This window comes from Gemmatimonadaceae bacterium (assembly GCA_016720905.1).
Lineage (GTDB): Bacteria > Gemmatimonadota > Gemmatimonadetes > Gemmatimonadales > Gemmatimonadaceae > Gemmatimonas.
The window spans coordinates 86,027-105,737 of sequence record JADKJT010000007.1 but is presented as its reverse complement, the minus strand read 5'-3'; the positions used below and the strand labels follow the sequence as shown (position 1 = coordinate 105,737).

The following is a 19,711-nucleotide window of genomic DNA, read 5'->3' as shown; positions in this document are numbered from 1 at the left end:
GTCAGGTCGCTTCGATCGAGTCCAACAGCTGTTGGCGGCTCAGCAACTGCGCGTATCGTCCGTTGCGCGCGACCAGTTGTTCGTGCAGCCCCTGCTCGACGATGATCCCGTGGTCGAGCACGATGATGTGATCGGCTTCACGGACGGCGCTGATGCGATGAGACGCAATGACGGCGGTGCGTCCGGCGAGTGCACTGCGCAGACCGGTCAGGATGGCCGCCTCGGTGTGGGTATCCACCGCCGAGAGAGCGTCGTCCAGCAGAACGAGGCGCGGGTGACGCGCGAGCGCGCGCGCCAGTGCCGTGCGCTGCTTCTGACCACCAGACAGGTTGATACCACGTTCACCAAGTCGAGTCCCGAGTCCATCAGGCAGGCGTTCGATGGTCTCGGCGAGTTGCGCAATCTCCGTGGCGTGTGCTACGGCGTCGCGCTGATCCGTATTGGCGGGTAACCCGTAGGCCACGTTCGCTCCCACGGTCTCGCTGAACAACAGCGAATCCTGAGGCACATAGCCGATCTCTCCCCGCAAGTCGTCGAGAGAGAGGTCGCGAATGCGCACGCCGTCCAGCAGGATGTCGCCGCGCTGCGGATCGAACATGCGGGGGACAAGATCCATCAGTGCGCTCTTGCCGGAGCCCGTGGCGCCGACGATGGCCAGCGTACCGCCGGCGGGCACCGTGAAGGAAATGTCTTTCAGCACCCATCGCGGTTCCGATGACGCGGCGCTGTCGCCAGCACGCGCGGCCATCGTCGGCGAGGGATAGTGAAACCACACGCCGCGAAATTCGAGCGCGCGGCCACCGTTGTGGGTTGGCAAGGTTGCCTGGCCGAGGTCTCGCACCGTCTCCGCTTCCGCATCGAGCAGCTCAAGCACGCGCGCCATCGACGCGGCACCGCGCTGGAACAGATTGGTGGTCCACCCAAGGGCGATGAGCGGCCAGGTCAGCATGGCGAGGTAGATGCCGAACGCCACGTACCCGCCAATCGTGATGCGCCCCTCGATGAGCAGTCGGCCACCGACGCCGATCGTGACGGCGCCGCCGAGGCCGGCGAGCAAGGCAAATCCCGGGTGCATCAGGCCGTTGAGTCTGGCGAGTCGCATGTTGGCCTCGAGATACGCCTCGCCCATCGCGTTGAACCGCACCGACTCGGCGGCTTCCTGTCGGTACGCGCGCACGACACGCACGCCAGCCAGATTCTCCTGCGCACCGGTCGAGAGATCGCTGAACTGTGATTGTACCGCCTCGAAGCGCGCGTGGATGGTGCGTCCCAATCGCAGCATGAGGATGGGCAACCCCGCCATGGGGAGGAGGGCCGCACCGGTAAGCAGCGGACTGATGCGCAGCATCATGAACATGGCGAACAGTCCGCCGGCGATGGTATTGACGAGATACATGATGGCCGGACCCGTCGCCATGCGGACTGCGCTGAGGTCATTGGTCAGCCGTGCCATGAGATCGCCGGTGCGTATTCGCGAGTACCAGGCGGGATCGAGCGCGGTGAGTCGGGCGAAGATGTCATGACGGAGGTCGGTCTCGATCCGCCGGCTGACCCCGTTGAGCCGTTGTCGCATGAGGAAACGCAGGATGCCGCTGGCCACGGCTGTGACGAGCATCACCGACGCCAGGCGCCAGAGCGTGACAGTGTCGGCACCGGACCGCATGGCGTCGATGCCCCGTCGCAGCAAGGTTGGAATCACGCTGGCCAGCGCGGCCGCCACGACCACTGCCAGCAGGCCCACCGCAACTTGCGCGCGGTACGGGTGGTAGTAAGGGAGGAGGCGTTTCAACGCCACCCGCGCGGGTGTGCGCGTCGGCGGTCGGCTACTGCCGTTCACGCCGGCGTTCCAACACCAAGCAGGTTCGATCCGGTAGTTTCATCATGTACGTCACGCGAGATATCGGCCGTGGCCGCCCTCGCACCACCAATTCAGGAGTGTCGCAAATGCGTTCAAACGCTCGTTCGTCCGTTCCATCGCGTCGTGAATATATCCCGTCGGTCCGTCCGGTGATGCGCACCGCGTTCGCGCTCCTGGCGTCGACGGCGTTTGTTGCCTTGGTGGCGTGTGGTGATTCCAAGAGCGGCGACAGCGCCCTCAAGAGTGACACCGCGCTGGGTCGCGACCTGGCGATGGCGGCCACGGACACCAATGCGCAGCCGAAGCTGCAGGACGTGCCGACGACGCCACCGCCAACCGAAGCGCCGGTGACGGTCGCGCCGAAGCCCAAGCCAACCCCAAAGCCTGTTCGTCCAACACCCATTCCCGCGACGTCAACAACCCCGGCGCCCACGCCGGTACCGGCACCGGCTGCCGCCAAGACGGGCGTCGTCGATGCGGGTACATCGTTGCAGTTCGCGGCGAACGCCAAAGTGTGCAGCAACACATCGACGGTGGGAGAGAAGTTCGCCGCGCAATTGTCGCAGGCGGTGAATGGCAGCAACGGCGTCGTGATCCCGGCCGGTGCCACGGGGACGTTTGAAGTCACCGAGTCGAAGACCGCCAAGAACAGCAGTGATGTGACCGTGCTCAAGGTGAAGCTGGTCAGCGTCACGTTCGGCGGCGAGAGCTATCCCGTGGAGTCAACGCTCCAAACCGCGTCGACCGAGCGCGTGCGCAGTGCCTCAAAGGGCACCGACGCCAAGAAGGTTGCCGGTGGAGCCGTGATCGGCGCGATCGCCGGCCAGATCATCGGCAAGAACACCAAGGGGACGGTGATCGGCGCGGCCGCTGGTGCGGCGGCCGGCACGGCCGCGGCAGCCGCGACGGCGGACTACGATACGTGCCTGGGCAGCGGCGGTGCGATCACGGTGAAGCTGGACGGGCCGCTGACGGTGAAGATTGGTGCGTAGGCGGGGGACGGTGGATTAAGACGGGAGACGGGAGACGCGAGACGGGAGACATCCAAGCGACTGGGTGTCTCCCGTCTTTCCGTCTCCAGTGTCCCGTCTATCCAGCTTCAGCGACCCCCGAACCTGATGCGCAGCGAGGCGCGCGTGTTCCGCATGCGCCACGACCGGCCGGTGCCCTCTGGCAGCTCAGCCTTGGTGTGAAAGCCGATGCCGAAGTCTTGCACCAGCGCGATCACCATGCCCGGCGAGAGGGGATAACCGAATCCGGCACCCAGTGTGCCCGACAGGTCGAGGCTGCTCTTAATGCCCGGGATGGCGATTGCGTCGGTCTTGGTCTTGAAGTTGCGAAATGCGGTGCCGCCGCCGCTGGCCTCGAACAGGGTGTGGAAGCCCGTTCCGCCTCCCGAACGGAATTGCACCATACCCGACCACAGCTCGGTGGTGGCCGCGCAGCTCACCTGACAGGCGGCGGGCAATTTGCCATTGGCGCCGCCGGCGATGGATGAGAGGAGCACATCCACGGGGCCGTATCCGGCGGCGATACCCAGCGTGGTGAATTCGTCGATCGCTTTCTCGAGCGTCGCGCGATACTGCCACAGCGGGTCGCTGCCGAAATGCCACTTGCTTCGGGAAACGCCGTCGGTGATATCGGTGCTGATGGAGGCCGACCCGGCACCTCCCGACAGCCACCAGCCATAGTTCGGGCCCGTGTCGACCGGCCGACGAATCTGTCCCTGCAGGCATGTCGGCATGAGCGCGCCGATGGCAAGCATCGTGGCGACCGCGAAGGTGCCGATGCGATGGACGCCAGTGCGACGTCGGAACGGGGGGGACACACGACGCCATGCGTGACGCACGATGCCAAGTGTCGATGCGGCTTGCGGTTCGCGCATTCGGACTCGTAAGTTTCGGCATCAGATCGCGCCGGTATCGTGGAAGGTAGTCGGGGTGCGACACTGGCGACAGTTTCCCCCAATCCTTCTCGTGCCCGCACAGACGCTGGATCCACGCGTCACCGAACGTCGCAATCCGCGAACCGTCGACATCGATCTCGCATCGGCGGAGGCGATCGTCGATCTGATGAGCGCGGAAGATCGTGGTGTCGCCGATCTGGTCGCGACACAGCGGGACGCCATCGCGCGCACGATCAGCGTGGTCGAGCAGGCGTTCCGCGCCGATCGCCGCCTGTTGTACATCGGCGCGGGAACCTCCGGGCGACTCGGTGTGCTCGATGCCAGTGAGTGTCCGCCGACGTTCGGCACGGATCCCGCCATGGTCGTGGGGCTCATCGCCGGCGGTGATGTGGCGTTGCGGACGCCAATCGAAGGCGCCGAAGACGATCCCGACGCCGGCGCCGACGTCATGGACGCGAATGCGGTCACCGCAGGCGATGTCGTGGTCGGGATCGCCGCGTCCGGTACCACACCATTCGTGCGTGGCGCGTTGTCGCGCGCGCGCGCGCTCGGTGCGACCACGGCGCTCATCGCGTGCAGTGAGCCGCCGCCGGCGATGCGTGCCGTGGCCGATATCATGATCCTGCCGGTCGTGGGCCCCGAAGTGCTCACGGGTTCGACACGGCTCAAGGCGGGCACCGCCACGAAGCTGGTGTGCAACATGATCACCACCGGCGCCATGATCCGGGTGGGCAAGAGCTACGGAAACCTGATGGTCGATTTGCGCGCCACGAATTCGAAGTTGGCCGATCGCGCCGAACGCATCGTCATGGAGGTGTCGCTGGTGTCGCGCGAGGCGGCGCGCGATCTGCTGACACGCGCCGGTGGAGCGGTGAAACTGGCCATCGTGATGCACGCGCTGGGTATCGAGGCCGTCGAGGCGGCAGCCCATCTTGCGCAGGCTGGCGGCGTGATCCGGCGCGTCATCCCGCACGCGCCGCCGCCGGTCAACGAATGACGCGCCCCATCATCAATCCGCAATCGGGTGCCGTGCTCGTGGGTCTCATGTCCGGGACGTCGCTGGATGGCATCTCGGCGTGCGTGGTGCGCTTTGTCGATACCGCCGACGGTCGCATCGAGACCACCATGCTGGCGTTCACGCAACGCGCCTACTCGGTGACGGAGCGCGAGCGTCTCGAATCATCGATGCGACACGGCACGGCACGCGAATACTGTCGCTTGCATGCGGATCTGGGCGACTGGCTGGCGGATGCGGCGGTGATGGCCCTCGCGGACGCCGGCGTGGCGCGCACCGATGTGGCGGCCATTGCCTCGCACGGGCACACGGTGTGGCATGAACCTCCACACAGTACGTGGCAGCTCGGCGATGCCTCACGCATTGCCGAGCGCACGGGATGCGCCGTGGTGGCCGACTTTCGTGCGCGTGACGTGGCGGCGGGTGGTCAGGGTGCCCCGTTGGTCCCCATGGCGGATGCCCGCCTGTTTGCGCATGCGACGGAATGGCGGGCACTCCAGAATCTGGGCGGCATCGGCAATGTGACGGTCGTGCCGCCAAGGTCGGCCGGGCAATCGGACGATGTGCGCGCCGTGCGGGCGTTCGATACCGGACCCGGCGTGGTGATCATCGATGCGGTCACGCGCGCGTTGCGCCCCGAGCTGCCGTACGACCGCGATGGGGCGCTGGCGCGGGCCGGTACTCCCATTGACGCGGTGGTTGCCGAACTGCTTGACGCGCCGTTCTTTCGCGAGGAGCCGCCCAAGAGCACGGGGCGCGAGTGGTTTTCGCGCGAGTACATCGACGCCTTCATGACCCGATGCCAGGCCGGCCGCGACGCCGTGCGCGATGAAGACATCATTGCCACGGCCACGGCGTTCACGGCACGGAGCATCGCCGACCAGTATGCGCGGTTCCTGCCCGAGCCGGTGCGCGAAGTGGTGGTGGCGGGTGGTGGCGCGAAGAACCCGACGTTGCTGCGCGCCATGGCTGACGCGCTGGCACATGCGACGTCGTCACGCGCGGAAGGTGCCATGCGTGTAGCGCGCTTCGACGATCTGTACTTTGACGGTGAAGCCAAGGAAGCGGTAGCCTTCGCGCTGCTGGGGTATTTGCATCTCACCGGACGCAGCGGCAATGTTCCCGGGGCCACCGGCTCGCGCGGGGCTCGCACGCTGGGCCACTATACGCCCGCCACATGAGCACGCGTCGCGACCTCGCACAACTGCTGGTGCCGGTCGTGCACTGGACCCCCGGGCGCGGATTCGCCGATGCACGTCCCGGCATTGATGCGGCGCTCGAACTTGGCGTGGGCGGGTTTCAGCTGGTGGGCGGTGAGCAGGACGTCGTGCGGGCGCTGGCCAAAGATCTGCAGATCAAGTCGAAGCATCGTCTGCTCATTGCCGCCGATCTGGAGCGCGGCGCGGGACAGCAATTCTCCGGCGCCACCGGACTGCCCCCGCTGGCAGCCATCGTGGCACTCGGCGACATCGAGTCGCTGCGCCGTGCTGCGCGACTGACGGCGCGCGAAGCACGCACGATGGGTGTCAACTGGAATCTGGCGCCGGTGTGCGATCTCGATCTGTTGGCCGAGAATCCGATAGTCGGCACGCGCTCGATGGGCAGCGATGCGCGCGCCGTGGCAACGTTGGTCACCGCGTGGATTGAGGCGTGCCAGGCCGAAGGTGTGTTGGCATGTGCGAAGCACTTCCCGGGGATCGGCCGGGTCACGAACGATCCGTCGCTCACGCTGCCGGTCATCGCCTTTGCCGCCGATCAGCTGAAAGAGCAGGACCTGCACCCGTTCCGCGCCGCCATCAGCGCAGGGGTGGCGAGCATGATGACGGCGCATGTCGCGTACACCGCGCTTGACTCCAGCGGGGAACCGGCGACGCTCTCACGCGAGATGCTGCAGTGGCTGCTGCGTCAGCAACTCAAGTACGACCACCTGATTGTCTCCGACGCGCTGACGATGGCCGGCGTGTTGCAGGGGCACGACGTCGCCCGCGCGGCCGTGCTGGCGTTGCGCGCGGGCTGTGATGTGCTGCTTGATCCGGGGAATCTGGAATCGACGCTGGACGCACTGGAGCGTGCGGCGAGCGACGGGACGCTGGAGCCGGAGCGGATTCGGCAGGCTATGCGTCGGCGACTCAAATGGGCGCAGTGGGCGTCACCGCCCAACGACTGGCGACGACCGAGCGGCGCCGACACGGCGTGGGGCGCCTTGCTCGCCGATCGCGTGTTGCGCGTGACGAGCGGGCCGCTCCCCGCACTGGGGACGGTCACTGAAGTGGTCATTGTGGATGACGACATCGACGTGAATACCGCCATGGTTGCCACCACCGCGCTGTCCGACGCGTTGCGGGCCGGCGGGCACGATGCGCGCGATGCGTCCGAGCCGACGGTCGCCAGCGGCGGGCCGCTGGTTATCGGACTCTTCTCCGACTACCTGCCCATGAAGTCGCGCTCGACGCTGTTGCCGTCATCGGTGGCGCGCGTGCGCGACCTGGTTGAGCACGGCGCGCGCACTCCAGCGCGACGCCATTGTGGTGGGGTGCGGCGACCCGCGATTCGCGGCGCAGCTGCCCTTCGCGGTGCCAACGCTCGTCGCGTGGAGCGGCGATCGGGTGATGCAGCAGGCGGCAGCGCGAGCGCTGCTCAAGACGCGCAAGGTGTCGTAGGCCAACGACACCTGACGTTGGACACCGCTATTTCTTCAGCAATCGGACCAGCAGCCACATCACGGCGGCAATCGCGATGAGCACCAGAACGAAATAGACCGGTTCCACCTTGCGGCGACGCGCCTCGACCACCTCCTCGGGAGCGCCCAGCGCCGCTTCGTCCTAGGCCTCGCGCGCCCGCGCGAACTCTTCTTCCAGAGCAGCCGCCGTGGGTGCCGGTGTGCCATAGCGTGGCGTGGGGTCACTGCGCAGTCGCGACTTGAGCGACGGCGGCGGCAGCGGCTCCTCGGCCGTATCGTGATTGAGCGTCCCCGCCAGCGGGTACGTGTTGTAGCCCACCGCGTCGCCGTCGATCTTCGTATCGAGTGCGCCGCCTTCGAACGTCGCGGCGATCACCGTGATGTTGTCCGGCCCGCCCAGTTCATTGGCCCGATCAATCAGTCGCTGGCACATCACGTCGACGCTGGGTGATTCGGAGGCAATGCGGGCCATCTCATCAACGCGCACCAGTCCCGAGAGCCCGTCGCTGCACAGGATCAGCGTGTCACCACGTCGCAACTGCTGATGGGTGAGATCGATGGTGACATGGGGCTCGGGGCCAAGTGCCTGCAGAATGATATTGCGGCGGTCGCTGGCCTCTGCTTGTTCCTGCGTCATCTCACCGGCCTCGACGAGCCGCTGCATGAGCGACTGGTCCTTGGTGAGTTGTTTGGCGCTGCCATCGCGCAACAGATACGCGCGACTGTCGCCAACTTGTGCCACGTAGATCGTGTCGCCGAACAATCCCGCAATCGTGGCGGTGGTCCCCATCCCCCGATGTTCGGGATTCTCCCGCGCGAAGCTGTGAATGCGCCCGTTGGCCGTGATGGTCGCGTCGCGCAAGGCGGTGGCGAATGCATCGGACGTGGGCCCCGTGAGGTCGCGCCATTCCTCGCGCATGACGTCGAGGACCGCGTCGGAGGCCATGCTGCTGGCCAGTTCACCGGACGCGGCGCCACCCATGCCGTCGGCCACCAGGAACAACAGGCCGTGCGCATTTGCGGTGAGGCCGTGGGGGGCCGCATCAAAGCCGACGGGTTCGCCCGACTCGAGGTCGGCCACCAGAAAGGCGTCCTCGTTGTGCTCGCGCGAGCGCCCCACGTCAGTCAACGCGAAGACGCGCGCGACAATGCGCGACTCACCGTTGGAAGACGGAAGCTGGGAGTTTGGGGCAGAAACGGTCACAGATTCATGCGGCGAATCATGAGGCGAGCCGAGGCAGGTGAACTCCCTACGGAGCGAAGGGTCATCTGGTTTTGGTACGGTCACAGGAGTCGGATGCCAACGAACTACAAATTGACCCATAAGGAAAGATGGTCCCAATGAGTCAGTCCGGTCAAATAGCCCGCTGGACGGCACAATGGCTATGGGTCAGCTTGCATCCATGTCATTCCGATGCAAGACCTCGCGCACGCCGTGGCCCACCGGACGACACCGGCGTCGGCTGAATGGCACTATCTGTGCCGCCCTGCTGGTGGCCGCAAGCGCCTGTCGGACGGCGGGTCCATCCTCCACCGGCTCGACGGCGGCGTCGCGCCCGAATCAACCGCCAACGTCAACGGCCATGCCGGCGCGCGCGCTGCCGGTACCTATCGGGCTGCCGCCGGTCCCTGTGGTATCCGGCGCAGCCCTCGCGACGCACGTGCAATACCCGAGTGAGAATCAGGTCATTGCCAGTCGCGATTCCAACTTTGTTCTGGGGAGTGTGGGGTCCGGCGATGCCACGTTGTCCATCAATGGCGTGGCCGTTCCGGTCGCGCCCAACGGGGCCTTCATTGCGTGGCTTGCCAACCCTCCGGTAGCCGCCCCGCGATACGAGTTGGTGGTGAGCCGCGGCGACGAAGTGCTGCGTCGATCCCTCACCGTGCGGTACCCCGCTCGGGTGGTTCTGTCGAGTACGGGATCGCGACTGCTGGACAGCACGTCGGTGTTGCCGGCTCGTGGACTGCGAGCCACTGCCACCGAGTGGATTCGTGTCAGCGTGCGGGCGGCCGCGAATGCGCGCCTGCAGCTGGAGCTTGCTGATGGATCACGTCGACCGATGATCCCCCTGACACGGATTCAGTCGACCGCTCGACAGGCCGCGCTTGGCGCGCGCGCTCCCGTGAGTGCAGAGGTGACGCTGGATAGCGCGGTTGCCGCCGACCGCGATGTGGGTCTCACGTTCGCCACCGATGTGCCGGCAGCCCAACTGGTAACTGCTTCGCGCATAGTGGCGGTTCGCGGTGTCGACACGACGCGACTGACCGTCCCGGTGGTGCAAACGCCTGCGCCGAGCGAGCGGCTGTTGGGGGTGTTACGCAGCACCAACCTGGTGGGGAGTGACACCGACCATGTGGTGAATGCGCGAACGGTGCCCGATGGGACGTACAAGTGGCTGCTGCTCCCCGGCACCGTGCTGGACATCACCGGACGACAGAACGGCTCGACGCGGGTGAGACTGGACGACGCGCTGGATGTATGGGTGGCCAACGAGGACATTGTCGCACTCCCGGAGGGGAGCGCGATGCCGAAGCGCGTGACCGGCGGCCTGCGCGTGACGCCGTCGCGAGACTGGGTGGACGTCAGCATCACGATGGGTGAACGACCGGCCTTCCTGGTGGAACCAGACGGACGCACGCTGGTGCTGACGATGTACGGCGTGCAGGCCAATCCGGACATCTCGCCGATACTGGGCAACGATACGTTGATACGTCGGATGAGCTGGGATCAGGTGGGGAGCAACCGGGTGCGCGTGACCTTCACCTTGTCGCAGCCTGTGTACGGATGGTTGTCGCTGTGGGACGAAAGTCGTCGCGCCTTCGTGCTGCGCATCCGTCGACTGCCGGTCATTGATCCGTTGCGTCCGCTGGCCGGACTCACCATCGCGGTGGATCCGGGTCACCCGCCCGCCGGTGCCACGGGACCCACCGGTTTGTATGAGGGCGATGCGGTGCTGCCGGTTGGCGAACTGTTGTTCGAGTTGCTGCGCACCCGCGGCGCGACGCCCGTGCTCACCCGTGAAACACTTGCGCCAGTGGGACTCACCGAACGCGCGGTGGCGGCGCGTCGCATGAACGCGCACGCGTTTGTGTCCATTCACCTGAATGCGCTGCCGGACGGTGTCAATCCATTCAGTGCGAACGGGACCAGCACCCTGTTCTATCATCAGTCCAGCGAGCCACTGGCGCGACCCGTGCAATCGGCGCTGACCGCGAGTTTTGGTTTGCGCGATCTGGGCGTGCACTATCAGAATCTCGCCGTGGCGCGTCCCACCTGGTATCCATCGGTATTGACGGAGGGACTATTCGTCATGATGCCGGAACAGGAAGCGGCCATGCGCAATCCGGATTTTCTGATGCGCTATGCGACCGCCATTGCCGACGGACTGGAAGCCTACTTTCGCACTCTGTCCACCCCATGACGTCCCGGACGTCGCCCGTCTCCCGTCTAGCCGTCTGCTGTCTACTGGCTCTGGTAGTCGGCGACTCCACGCCCGCGCACGCCCAGGTCGATCCACGCGGCGCCATGCGCACGCTGGCCACCACGCATCTGCGTGTGCACGCCCGTGCCGATCAGGAGCCGTTGGCGCGTCGCGCGGCCGCGATTGCCGAGGTGGCGTACGCACAGTTGGCGCGCGAGCTGACGGCACCGGCCGGACCGATCGACCTGTTGATTGCCGACAACGTCGACTTCAGCAACGGATTTGCGCAGGTGTTCCCCACCAATCGCGTGGTGATCTACGCCGTACCGCCGATTGGCTCGACCGAATTGCGTTTTCACGATGATTGGTTGCGTCTGGTCATCACGCACGAGCTGGCGCACATCTTTCATATCGACCGGGCGCGCGGACTGTGGCGTGCCGGACGATGGGTGTTTGGCCGCAACCCCATCTTCTTCCCCAACAGCCTTACGCCCAGTTGGGTCAAGGAAGGGCTGGCGGTCCACTATGAAACTGCGCTTGCCGGCAGTGGTCGTTTGGTGAGCACCGAGTCGCGCACGGTGGCCCGTGCGGCGGCTCGTGAACAGGCGTTGCCGCCCATTCGCCGCTGGAGTCTGGCCACCTCGCGTTTTCCGCAGGGCCAGACCGCGTACGCGTATGGCGCGCTGCTGATGGAGCACGCATCGCGTGTTGGTGGCGACACCAGCATGCGACGTTTCGTGGAGACGACGGCCTACACGCCGATTCCGTTCTTCCTTGATCGCGCGTCGCGCATTGGTTTTGGCGTGTCGTTTTCAAGACAGTTTGACGCGATGCGTGATTCGTTACGCGTGTTGGTGGCAACGCTGGACAGCGCCGGCGATGCGCCGTGGCGGGCGCTCACGCACGATGGGTGGTATGCGGAATCACCGCGCTGGCAGTCGCCGGACACCGTGGTGTGGACGGCCAGCAACGGTCGCGATGTGACGGGGCTGTTTGTGGCCGATGTACGCGCGCCGGGCAAGGTATCGCGCGTGGCGCGTCGCAACGGATTGGATGTGAACGCGCCAACTGGTCGCGGCGACAGCACGGTGTTTGCGCAGATTGACTACCGCAATCCGTATGAACTGCGCAGCGATTTGTATCGTGGCACCGGGTCTCACGAACGGCGTCTCACCAACGGCGCACGGCTGGTGCAACCGGATGTCCGTCGTGACGGCGCCATCGTGGCCATTCAACTGGCGGCGGCCGCCACGCACCTGGTGCGCGTGGACTCGGCGGGCCGAGTGAGGACGTTGCGGACGGAACACACGTGGGCCGATCCGCGCTGGTCGCCCGACGGTTCCCGAATGGTGGCGGTGCAATTCCTGCCCACCGGCGAGGAACGCATCGTGGTGATGGATTCTTTGGGACACACACAGCAGATCGTCACCGGCGCACGCGCAGTGTTCGCGTCGCCGTCGTTTACGCCTGATGCACGACGATTGGTGTGGAGCAGCGACCGGAGCGGCCGCATGCAGTTGGAAACGGCGCCGGTGGCCGCGGCGACCGCGCCGCTGGATACGTTGCGCTGGCGCGAGGAGCGTGAAGAGGTGCGTGTCGCCAGTGCCGTCACCACCGGCGTGTATCAGCCCAGCGTGTCGCCCGATGGCCGATTGGTGGCGGCGCTGCGCTATCGCGAGAATGGATTCGTGGTATCAGTGGCGCCACTGGACACGATGGGAGCGATGGCGCGCAACCTCTGGTATCCGCGCACGAATGTGGTGCGCGGTGCGTCGGATACGGTGTTGCCGACGGTGGGTGCATTTGGACGGTATCAGGCGGTGCGGCAGTTGTGGCCGCGCTACTGGTTGCCGTCGGCGGGCACCGGTCGCCAGGGACAGGCGACGTACGGCGTGTCGACCAGCGGCAGCGACATTCTGGAGCGACACGATTGGGTGGCCAATGTGCTGGTCGATCCCGACCGCGGCGAAACCGACGCGGCGGCGGCTTATCGCTATCGGGGCATCGGCGTGCCGGTGTTGGATGTGTCCTGGTCGCAGGCCTGGGATGCCACGTTTCGCGTGACCGATACGGCGGGTACGACGCTGGGGTTCCTTGCGCGTCGACGGCGGTTTCACACGCTGGCCAGCGTATGGTCTGTGCCGCGCATCCGTACGGGTGTGAACGGCACGCTGGGTGTGCAGTATGAGGTGCGCGACTTCTCGTCCGATATCGATGCCCTGCTGGGGCCTCCGACGGGACTGCTGCGTCGCGGCACGCGGTATCCCAGCGCCTTTGCCAGTGCGTCAATCAGCACGGCGCGTCGCGGTGCGTGTGGCATTTCGGTGGAGGAAGGTGTGGTGGCATCGGTGTCGACCAACTATCGGTGGCGCGACGATGCGCCGTCGACCACCGGCTCGTGGCGACACAACGGGACGTTGCGCGGCTATCTGCCGCTCAACCTGCCGGGATTTTCACGTCACGTGTTGATGGGGCGTGTCGCGGCATCGACCATCGGGGATAACTCGTCGACCGAGCTGAGTGTCGGTGGCGTGAGTGGTGTGTCGACGGAACTGCTGCCGGGTTTGGTGGTGGGCGATCCAGGTCGCACGTTCCCGGTGCGCGGCGTGGCGCCCGGCGCGCAGTACGGCGCACGCGCCTTGGGCGGCAGCGTGGAGTATCGCGCGCCGTTGATACTGCTGCGCGATGCGCCGGGGCCGTTCACGCTGTTTGCGGACAAACTGTCGGTCACGCTGTTCAGCGACGCGGCGCGCGCGTGGTGTCCGGCGGCACTGGCCAGGCGGCAGACGGGGTTGTGCGAGCGTCCCGGTGAGCGCGATGGGTGGATTGCATCCGCGGGCGCGGAGTTGGTACTGGACCTCGCCGTGCAGTACGACTCCCCCTATCGGCTGCGCATTGGTGCGGCCGCGCCGTACGCCGCGCCACGAGGCATATCGCGACACGGCGCGTTCTATGTGACGCTGGGGTCGGTGTTCTGATCGCTGTGTTGGCTGGCGACGGTGTGGGGAAGACGGGAGATTGGAGACGGGAGACGGGAGACGTCTCGTCGACTGCTCGCGGCCGGTTGGATGTCTCCCGTCTTCCGTCTCCCGTCTTCCGTCTCCCCTCACCCGTCTTCACTCCCCCCGAGATCCCCGTGGCCGCTCCCTGGATTCACGAAACCGCCGTTGTGCTGGGCCGAGTCACGCTGGGCGACGATGTCTCCGTGTGGCCGACCGCGGTGATTCGCGGCGATGTCGAGCCTATCACCATCGGGGCGCGCAGCAATGTGCAGGACGGCGCCGTGATACATGCGGATGAAGGGGTGCCGACCATTGTAGGGGAGGACTGCGTGATCGGTCATCGCGCGGTGGTGCATGGCACGGTGCTGGAGGACGGGGTGCTGGTGGGGATGGGAGCTGTGTTGCTCAATCGCGTGCGGGTGGGCGCGGGATCGATCATCGGCGCTGGTGCGGTGGTAACCGAAGGGATGCAGATCCCGCCGGGGTCGATGGTATTGGGGGTGCCGGCCAAAGTGGTGCGCCAGGTGAGTGCGGATCAGCGGGCGGCCATCATCGAGAACGCGGCGCGCTATGCGGGCCTCAAGGAGCAGTATCGCCGGGGCGATATCCCGCGTCGCTGACGGATTTTGTACGGGATTGCGGGCAAATGGGTGCCGCCGATGTGAGTGCAGGCAAAAACCGCACCGCGTGCGCGGAAATTTCGTGATCCTTGCCAGAAAATGGGCGGCGTCACCCTGACCGATTGGTGACGCGTTAGTGCGCGACAGTCGATCGGGCAAAGTGTCCTAACAGATTGGCAGGAAATGAGTTATGTTACTGTCTTCATTGCCAATTGCGTGTCACATCCGTGTCACGGATGAGGCTGCATCTGGATCATCGTTTTGTATCGGTATCACAGCGCCGAGCTTGGTGGATAAAGTGGCGTGTCACACAATTCCGTGATCTACAATACGCAAGCTGTATCACTGCAACGCGTTACGGAGTGACTTGCGCGGCTTCACGAACCAACGCACCATTCGCCCCCGCTCGGCACCCCACCGTGGTTTGGGGACGCTCCCAAATCAGCCTCGCGTAGTCCGCTGTCCCGCCCCCCGACAACACTGTAGGAGTTACGAATGCCCTTTACCGCGACACCCCCGGAAGGTCCTGTTACGCTGTCAGCGAATGCGCGGACGGTGCTGGAAAAGCGTTATCTGGTAAAGGACAAGTCGGGTAAGCCCGTCGAGAAGCCGGAAGACATGTTCTGGCGTGTTGCGACGGTGGTCGCGGAAGCCGATCGCCGCTACGGTGCCAGCGATGGCGGCGTGCAGGCGTTGGCCGAGGAGTTCTACTTCCTCATGACGCAGCGTCGGTTCGAGCCCAACTCGCCCACGCTCATGAATGCCGGCCGTCCGTTGGGACAGCTGTCAGCGTGCTTCGTGTTGCCGGTGGATGATGCGCTGTCCAATGGACAGAGCGGTATCTACGACACGCTGCGCGCGATGGCGCTCATTCATCAGTCGGGCGGCGGTACGGGCTTCTCGTTCTCGCGGCTGCGCTCACGCGGCGCGATGGTGCGTTCCACCACGGGTGTGGCGTCGGGCCCCATCTCGTTCATGCAGTTGTATGACGCCAGCACCGACGCGGTGAAGCAGGGCGGCACGCGTCGCGGCGCCAACATGGGCATCTTGCGGGTGGATCATCCGGACGTGATGGAGTTCATCGCGTGCAAGGAAGACCTCACCAAGATCACCAACTTCAATATCTCGGTCGGCATCACCACCAAGTTCATGGAGGCCGTGAAGGCCGACACCAACTACGATCTGTACGATCAGAGCACGAAGCAGGTGACCGGTCAGCTGCGCGCGCGCGAGGTGTGGGACAAGATGATCGTGGGGGCGTGGCGCACGGGCGAGCCGGGGGTGTTCTTCATTGACGAAGCCAACCGCTACAACCCGGTGCCGCAGCTGGGAAGCTACGAAGCCACCAATCCGTGCGGCGAGCAGCCGCTGCTGCCGTACGACGTGTGCAACCTGGGCTCGGTGAACGTCGGGCACTACGTGATCAATGGCGTGATGGATTGGGATGCGTTCAAGCGTGATATCGCGCTCAGCACGCATTTCCTCGACAACATCATTGACGTCAACAAGTACCCGCTCCCGGAAATCGACGCGCTGTCCAAGCGCATCCGTCGTATTGGCCTGGGCGTGATGGGCTTTGCCGACATGCTGGTGCGCATGGGCATCCCGTATGACAGTGCCGAAGGCATCGAGATGGGCCGCAAGGTGATGGAGTATCTCGATGTGGAAGGGAAGAAGGAAAGCGAGCGGCTGGCCAAGGAGCGTGGCGCGTTCCCCGAATGGGCGCAGTCCATCTTTGGTCCCGATGAAACCTGCTCGCGTGACGAGAACGGCCAGCGCATCCGCCCCATGCAGATGCTGCGCAACTGCAACGTCACCACCGTGGCGCCCACCGGCACCATCTCCATCATTGCCGGGTGTTCGTCGGGCCTTGAGCCGTTGTTTGCCGTGGCGTTCATGCGCAATCAGGCCGGCGTGATGATGCCCGACGTGAACGAGGACTTCATCGCCATCGCCAAGACTGAAGGCTGGTACAGCGACGAACTCATGGAGCGCATCGCGAAAACCGGCACCGTCAAGCACAACGAAGTGCCGGCCAAGTGGCAGGCGGTGTTCAACACGGCCAACAACATCTCGCCGGAATACCACATCCGCATGCAGGCGGCGTTCCAGCAGCACTGCGACTCGGCCATTTCCAAGACCACCAACTTCGGTTTTGCGGCCACGGTTGATGATGTGCGCGCCATCTACGAGATGGCGTACGACATGAAGTGCAAGGGCGTCACGGTGTATCGCGATGGCTCGCGCGACAACCAGGTGTTGAGCACTGGTGCGACGACCGATGCTGCGGCCAAGCGTGAAGATGCGAAGAGTGCGCAGGCGGGCGACGCGCCCAAGGCGGACAAGGAAGCCGGTGCGTTGCGTCGTGAGTTGGGTGAACTGCAGGGCGCGATGGCCGAGTTGCAGAACGAACTCGAGCGCACGCAGAAGGCGTTGTTCAGCGCGGAAGCCGAGAGCGCGTCGCGTCGTGGCAAGCGCTCGCGCCCGGAAGTGATGCGCGGTACCACCATCCGCAAGGAAACGCCGCTGGGCATCATGTTCGTGAACATCACCGAAGACGAGAAGGGGCAGCCGTTTGAACTGTTCCTGAACCTCGGCAAGGCGGGCGGGTCAGCCATGGCCGATGCTGAGGCCATTGGACGGTTGGTGTCGCTCGCGCTACGAAGCGGGATTCCGCTCATGGAAGTGCACCGTCAACTGCGCGGGATTTCGTCGGATCGCGCGGTGGGTCTGGGGCCGAACAAGGTGCTGTCGATGCCGGACGCGGTGGGTATCGCGCTGGAACAGTGGTGGAGAGACAAGCAGGGCGTGCAGCAGGACCTGTTGTCGGGTGGTTCGTCGGTTGGTGCGTCGCCGGTGAGTTCGCTGCTGCCGCCGATGGCGACGCCGGTGGGTGGTGTGCCGATCACACGTCCGCCCATGTCAGGCGGGGAACAGCAGCAGGTGGAGTTTGGCAAGTCGGGCGGGGAGGTGTTCATGGGGACCTGCCCGGACTGCGGCAGTCAGCTGGAGTTTGCTGAGGGGTGCGTGAAGTGTCACGTGTGCGGGTTTAGCGAGTGCGGGTGAGGGCTCGCTGAAGCTTGAGTGTTTTAGCCGGGGGGGGGCGCGCCGCGGAAGGCCTCGGGTTCGTTGCTGAACCCGGCGGTTTTTGTCGTGTGGCACGGCCGGGGCCGAGGCTCCCCTTCGGGGGGGGCGGGGGGGGGGGGGGGGCCGCGGGGGGGGGGGGGGCGGGGGGGGGCGGGCCGGGGGGCCGGGGGGAGGGGGGCGGGGGCGGGGGGGGGGGGGCGGGGGCGGGGGGGGGGGGGGGGGGGGGGGGGGGGGGGGGGGGGGGGGGGGGGGGGGGGGGGGGGGGGGGGGGGGCCGGGGGGCGGGGGGGGGGGGGGGGGGGGGGGGGGGGGGGGGGCGGGGGGGGGGGGCGGGGGGGGGGCCGGCTTGCTGCTTCGCGTACCGGGCATTGGAGCGGTGCCTCTATGTTGTTGCACGCTCGCAGAGGCCGCTGCGGGGGAGCCTCGGCCCCGGCCTGCGTCAAAGCGCGTGTTGCGGTGCTAGTTTCTGCCAATGAGACCAACCTTTTGGCCCTCGCCTCGCTGGCACTTACCGTTGGCTGTCACTCGGCCTTCGCGGTCAGCGCTCAGTCCGGCCAATAGCACCGCACGACCGTTCTGGTCCGAGCGTGCGGTTGGCGCAAGACATACGCTGCTGGCGTCACCCAAGACTGTGGTGTACGGCGGCTACGATCCTTCGTCGACGCCGGTGCTGCGCGTGGCATCGGGTGACGAGGTGGAGATCTCGGCGGTGTCCACCTGCGGCGCGCGGCTGTTGCAGCCGGGTGTGGACACGGGCACGGTCGAGCCGGCATACCGCGCGATTGTGGCGGCGGTGCGCGATTCGACGCTGCGACGCGGACCGGGTGGACACATTCTTACGGGGCCGGTTTATGTGAACGGTGCGGAGCCCGGCGATGTGCTGGAGGTGCGCATCAAGGCGGTTGATCTGGCCATTCCATTCGCGTGCAACTCATTCGGGCCGCGCAGTGGGTTTCTGCCAGAGGCGTTTCCCGGCGCGTCCAAGAGTCGCATTGTGCCGCTCGATGCGAAGCGCATGATTGGACACTTCTCCGATTCGCTTGGAATTGAGATTCCGCTGCATCCGTTCTTTGGCAGCATGGGTGTCGCGCCTGCACCGGAGCGCGGTCGCGTGAACAGCGCGCCGCCGGGTGTTCATGCTGGAAATCTTGACAACAAGGAGCTGGTGGCGGGCACGATTCTGTACATCCCGGTGCACGTGCGTGGTGCGTTGTTTCAGGCGGGCGATGGTCATGCGGCGCAGGGCGACGGCGAAGTGGATATCACGGCGCTGGAGACGGCGTTGCGCGGGCGCTTTCAGTTCATCGTGCGAAAAGACCTGAAGCTCACGTGGCCACGCGGCGAGACAGCTACGCACTGGATTGCGATGGGGACGGACAGCAGTCTCACCGTTGCGGCCAAGGTGGCGGTGGGTGAGGCGATTGCGTTGCTGGCGGATGTGAAGGGGATGTCGCGCGAGGATGCGTACATGCTGGTGAGCACGGGGTGCGATGTGCGCATTACGCAGCTGGTTGACGGCACCATGGGGGTGCATGTCATGATTCCCAAGCGCCTGTTCGTTCGCCGCTAAGTCGGGTGGTTTTGTGCGTCGTTCGGCCGGCCGGGGTCGCGGCTCCCCCTTCGCGGCTTGCTGCTTCGCGTGCCGGGCGTTGTGGCGCTTCGATGGCATTGGCTCACGCTCGCAGAGGCCGCTGCGGGGGAGCCTCGGCCCCGGCCTTACGCTGGCGCGGGTGATGAGGCGCTGAGCGGTGAGCTGCGCACTGCGCACTGCGCAGCGATGGTGCGGACGAATACTTGGATGCGACCCAACTCAGTCGGTTGCTGACACCAATTCGTGGCGACCGACGCCACTCCTCGGCCTCAACGAATTGTGCCCGATCCCAGGCGGGGGGCGAGGCTCCTCCGCAGCGGCCTCTGCGAGCGTGGGCAGATGCTGTCGTAGCGCCGCGACGCCCGGCACGCGAAGCAGCAAGCCGCGAAGGAGGAGCCTCGCCCCCCGCCGGCAGTATGCCGCACCCCAACCAGCAGCTTGACGCGCGCCGAGCAGCGAACCACAATGCGGACAGTGCGCGTTGGGGCGCCTCCTGTCCGCGGCAAGGGAATCTTCCCACCCTTTCAAGGT

General features: G+C 65.9%; 12 protein-coding genes. 9 read left to right on the top strand and 3 right to left on the bottom strand.

Annotation, left to right across the window (positions count from 1 at the left end; translation table 11 throughout):
* Position 1: 1 nt before the first annotated feature.
* The gene (locus tag IPP90_07910; GenBank protein MBL0170643.1) at positions 2-1,837 is read right to left on the bottom strand and encodes an ABC transporter ATP-binding protein; all 1,836 of its coding nucleotides are present in this window, start codon (positions 1,835-1,837) and stop codon (positions 2-4) included.
* 173 nt (positions 1,838-2,010) lie between these two features.
* On the opposite strand from IPP90_07910, the gene IPP90_07905 reads away from it, so the two are divergent.
* A complete protein-coding gene (locus tag IPP90_07905; protein MBL0170642.1) occupies positions 2,011-2,850 on the top strand; it encodes a hypothetical protein in 840 nt (279 codons plus the stop codon).
* A 107-nt stretch (positions 2,851-2,957) separates the two neighbouring features.
* Here IPP90_07905 and IPP90_07900 read toward each other — a convergent pair whose 3' ends face one another.
* Complete coding sequence (locus IPP90_07900) at positions 2,958-3,743, bottom strand: hypothetical protein (protein MBL0170641.1); 786 nt, start codon at positions 3,741-3,743, stop codon at positions 2,958-2,960.
* Between IPP90_07900 and murQ the strand changes: the two genes are divergently transcribed.
* From murQ to IPP90_07885, 3 genes are read left to right on the top strand one after another with little or no spacing between them, the layout of a single operon-like run.
* Positions 3,709-4,761: an N-acetylmuramic acid 6-phosphate etherase gene (gene murQ / locus IPP90_07895; GenBank protein ID MBL0170640.1), complete on the top strand. Its 1,053-nt coding sequence runs from the start codon at positions 3,709-3,711 to the stop codon at positions 4,759-4,761. The two genes, IPP90_07900 and murQ, sit on opposite strands and share 35 nt — an antisense overlap.
* On the top strand, positions 4,758-5,960 hold the full coding sequence (locus IPP90_07890) for an anhydro-N-acetylmuramic acid kinase (protein MBL0170639.1): 1,203 nt from the start codon (positions 4,758-4,760) through the stop codon (positions 5,958-5,960). Before murQ ends, IPP90_07890 begins: the two co-directional genes overlap by 4 nt.
* A complete protein-coding gene (locus IPP90_07885; protein MBL0170638.1) occupies positions 5,957-7,519 on the top strand; it encodes a hypothetical protein in 1,563 nt (520 codons plus the stop codon). Before IPP90_07890 ends, IPP90_07885 begins: the two co-directional genes overlap by 4 nt.
* 82 nt (positions 7,520-7,601) lie before the next feature.
* Here the strand turns inward: IPP90_07885 and IPP90_07880 are convergent, their stop codons facing one another.
* Positions 7,602-8,663 (bottom strand): serine/threonine-protein phosphatase, encoded by a 1,062-nt coding sequence (locus tag IPP90_07880; GenBank protein MBL0170637.1) that lies wholly within the window; start codon positions 8,661-8,663, stop codon positions 7,602-7,604.
* Positions 8,664-8,862: 199 nt separating this feature from the next.
* Here IPP90_07880 and IPP90_07875 point away from each other — a divergent pair, with 199 nt between their 5' ends.
* The 5 genes from IPP90_07875 (at position 8,863) to IPP90_07855 (ending at position 19,159) form a co-directional block, all read left to right on the top strand.
* Positions 8,863-10,881: an N-acetylmuramoyl-L-alanine amidase gene (locus tag IPP90_07875; GenBank protein ID MBL0170636.1), complete on the top strand. Its 2,019-nt coding sequence runs from the start codon at positions 8,863-8,865 to the stop codon at positions 10,879-10,881.
* Positions 10,878-13,859, top strand: coding sequence for a PD40 domain-containing protein (locus tag IPP90_07870; GenBank protein ID MBL0170635.1), 2,982 nt, complete (start codon positions 10,878-10,880; stop codon positions 13,857-13,859). The genes IPP90_07875 and IPP90_07870 overlap by 4 nt, the downstream gene beginning before the upstream one ends.
* A gap of 152 nt (positions 13,860-14,011) precedes the next feature.
* Positions 14,012-14,503: a gamma carbonic anhydrase family protein gene (locus IPP90_07865; GenBank protein MBL0170634.1), complete on the top strand. Its 492-nt coding sequence runs from the start codon at positions 14,012-14,014 to the stop codon at positions 14,501-14,503.
* 495 nt (positions 14,504-14,998) lie between these two features.
* A complete protein-coding gene (locus IPP90_07860) occupies positions 14,999-17,569 on the top strand; it encodes a vitamin B12-dependent ribonucleotide reductase (GenBank protein MBL0170633.1) in 2,571 nt (856 codons plus the stop codon).
* A 492-nt stretch (positions 17,570-18,061) separates the two neighbouring features.
* A complete protein-coding gene (locus IPP90_07855) occupies positions 18,062-19,159 on the top strand; it encodes an acetamidase/formamidase family protein (GenBank protein MBL0170632.1) in 1,098 nt (365 codons plus the stop codon).
* Positions 19,160-19,711: the final 552 nt, after the last annotated feature.

What these genes read in the sequence shown, in the direction of transcription:
- IPP90_07885 (MBL0170638.1), top strand. Translation starts at nt 5,957, where the DNA reads ATGAGCACGCGTCGCGACCTCGCACAACTGCTGGTGCCGGTCGTGCAC.
- IPP90_07860 (MBL0170633.1), top strand. Translation starts at nt 14,999, where the DNA reads ATGCCCTTTACCGCGACACCCCCGGAAGGTCCTGTTACGCTGTCAGCG.
- IPP90_07870 (MBL0170635.1), top strand. Translation starts at nt 10,878, where the DNA reads ATGACGTCCCGGACGTCGCCCGTCTCCCGTCTAGCCGTCTGCTGTCTA.
- IPP90_07875 (MBL0170636.1), top strand. Translation starts at nt 8,863, where the DNA reads ATGTCATTCCGATGCAAGACCTCGCGCACGCCGTGGCCCACCGGACGA.
- IPP90_07855 (MBL0170632.1), top strand. Translation starts at nt 18,062, where the DNA reads ATGAGACCAACCTTTTGGCCCTCGCCTCGCTGGCACTTACCGTTGGCT.
- murQ (MBL0170640.1), top strand. Translation starts at nt 3,709, where the DNA reads ATGCCAAGTGTCGATGCGGCTTGCGGTTCGCGCATTCGGACTCGTAAG.
- IPP90_07905 (MBL0170642.1), top strand. Translation starts at nt 2,011, where the DNA reads ATGCGCACCGCGTTCGCGCTCCTGGCGTCGACGGCGTTTGTTGCCTTG.
- IPP90_07900 (MBL0170641.1), bottom strand. Translation starts at nt 3,743, where the DNA reads ATGCGCGAACCGCAAGCCGCATCGACACTTGGCATCGTGCGTCACGCA.
- IPP90_07890 (MBL0170639.1), top strand. Translation starts at nt 4,758, where the DNA reads ATGACGCGCCCCATCATCAATCCGCAATCGGGTGCCGTGCTCGTGGGT.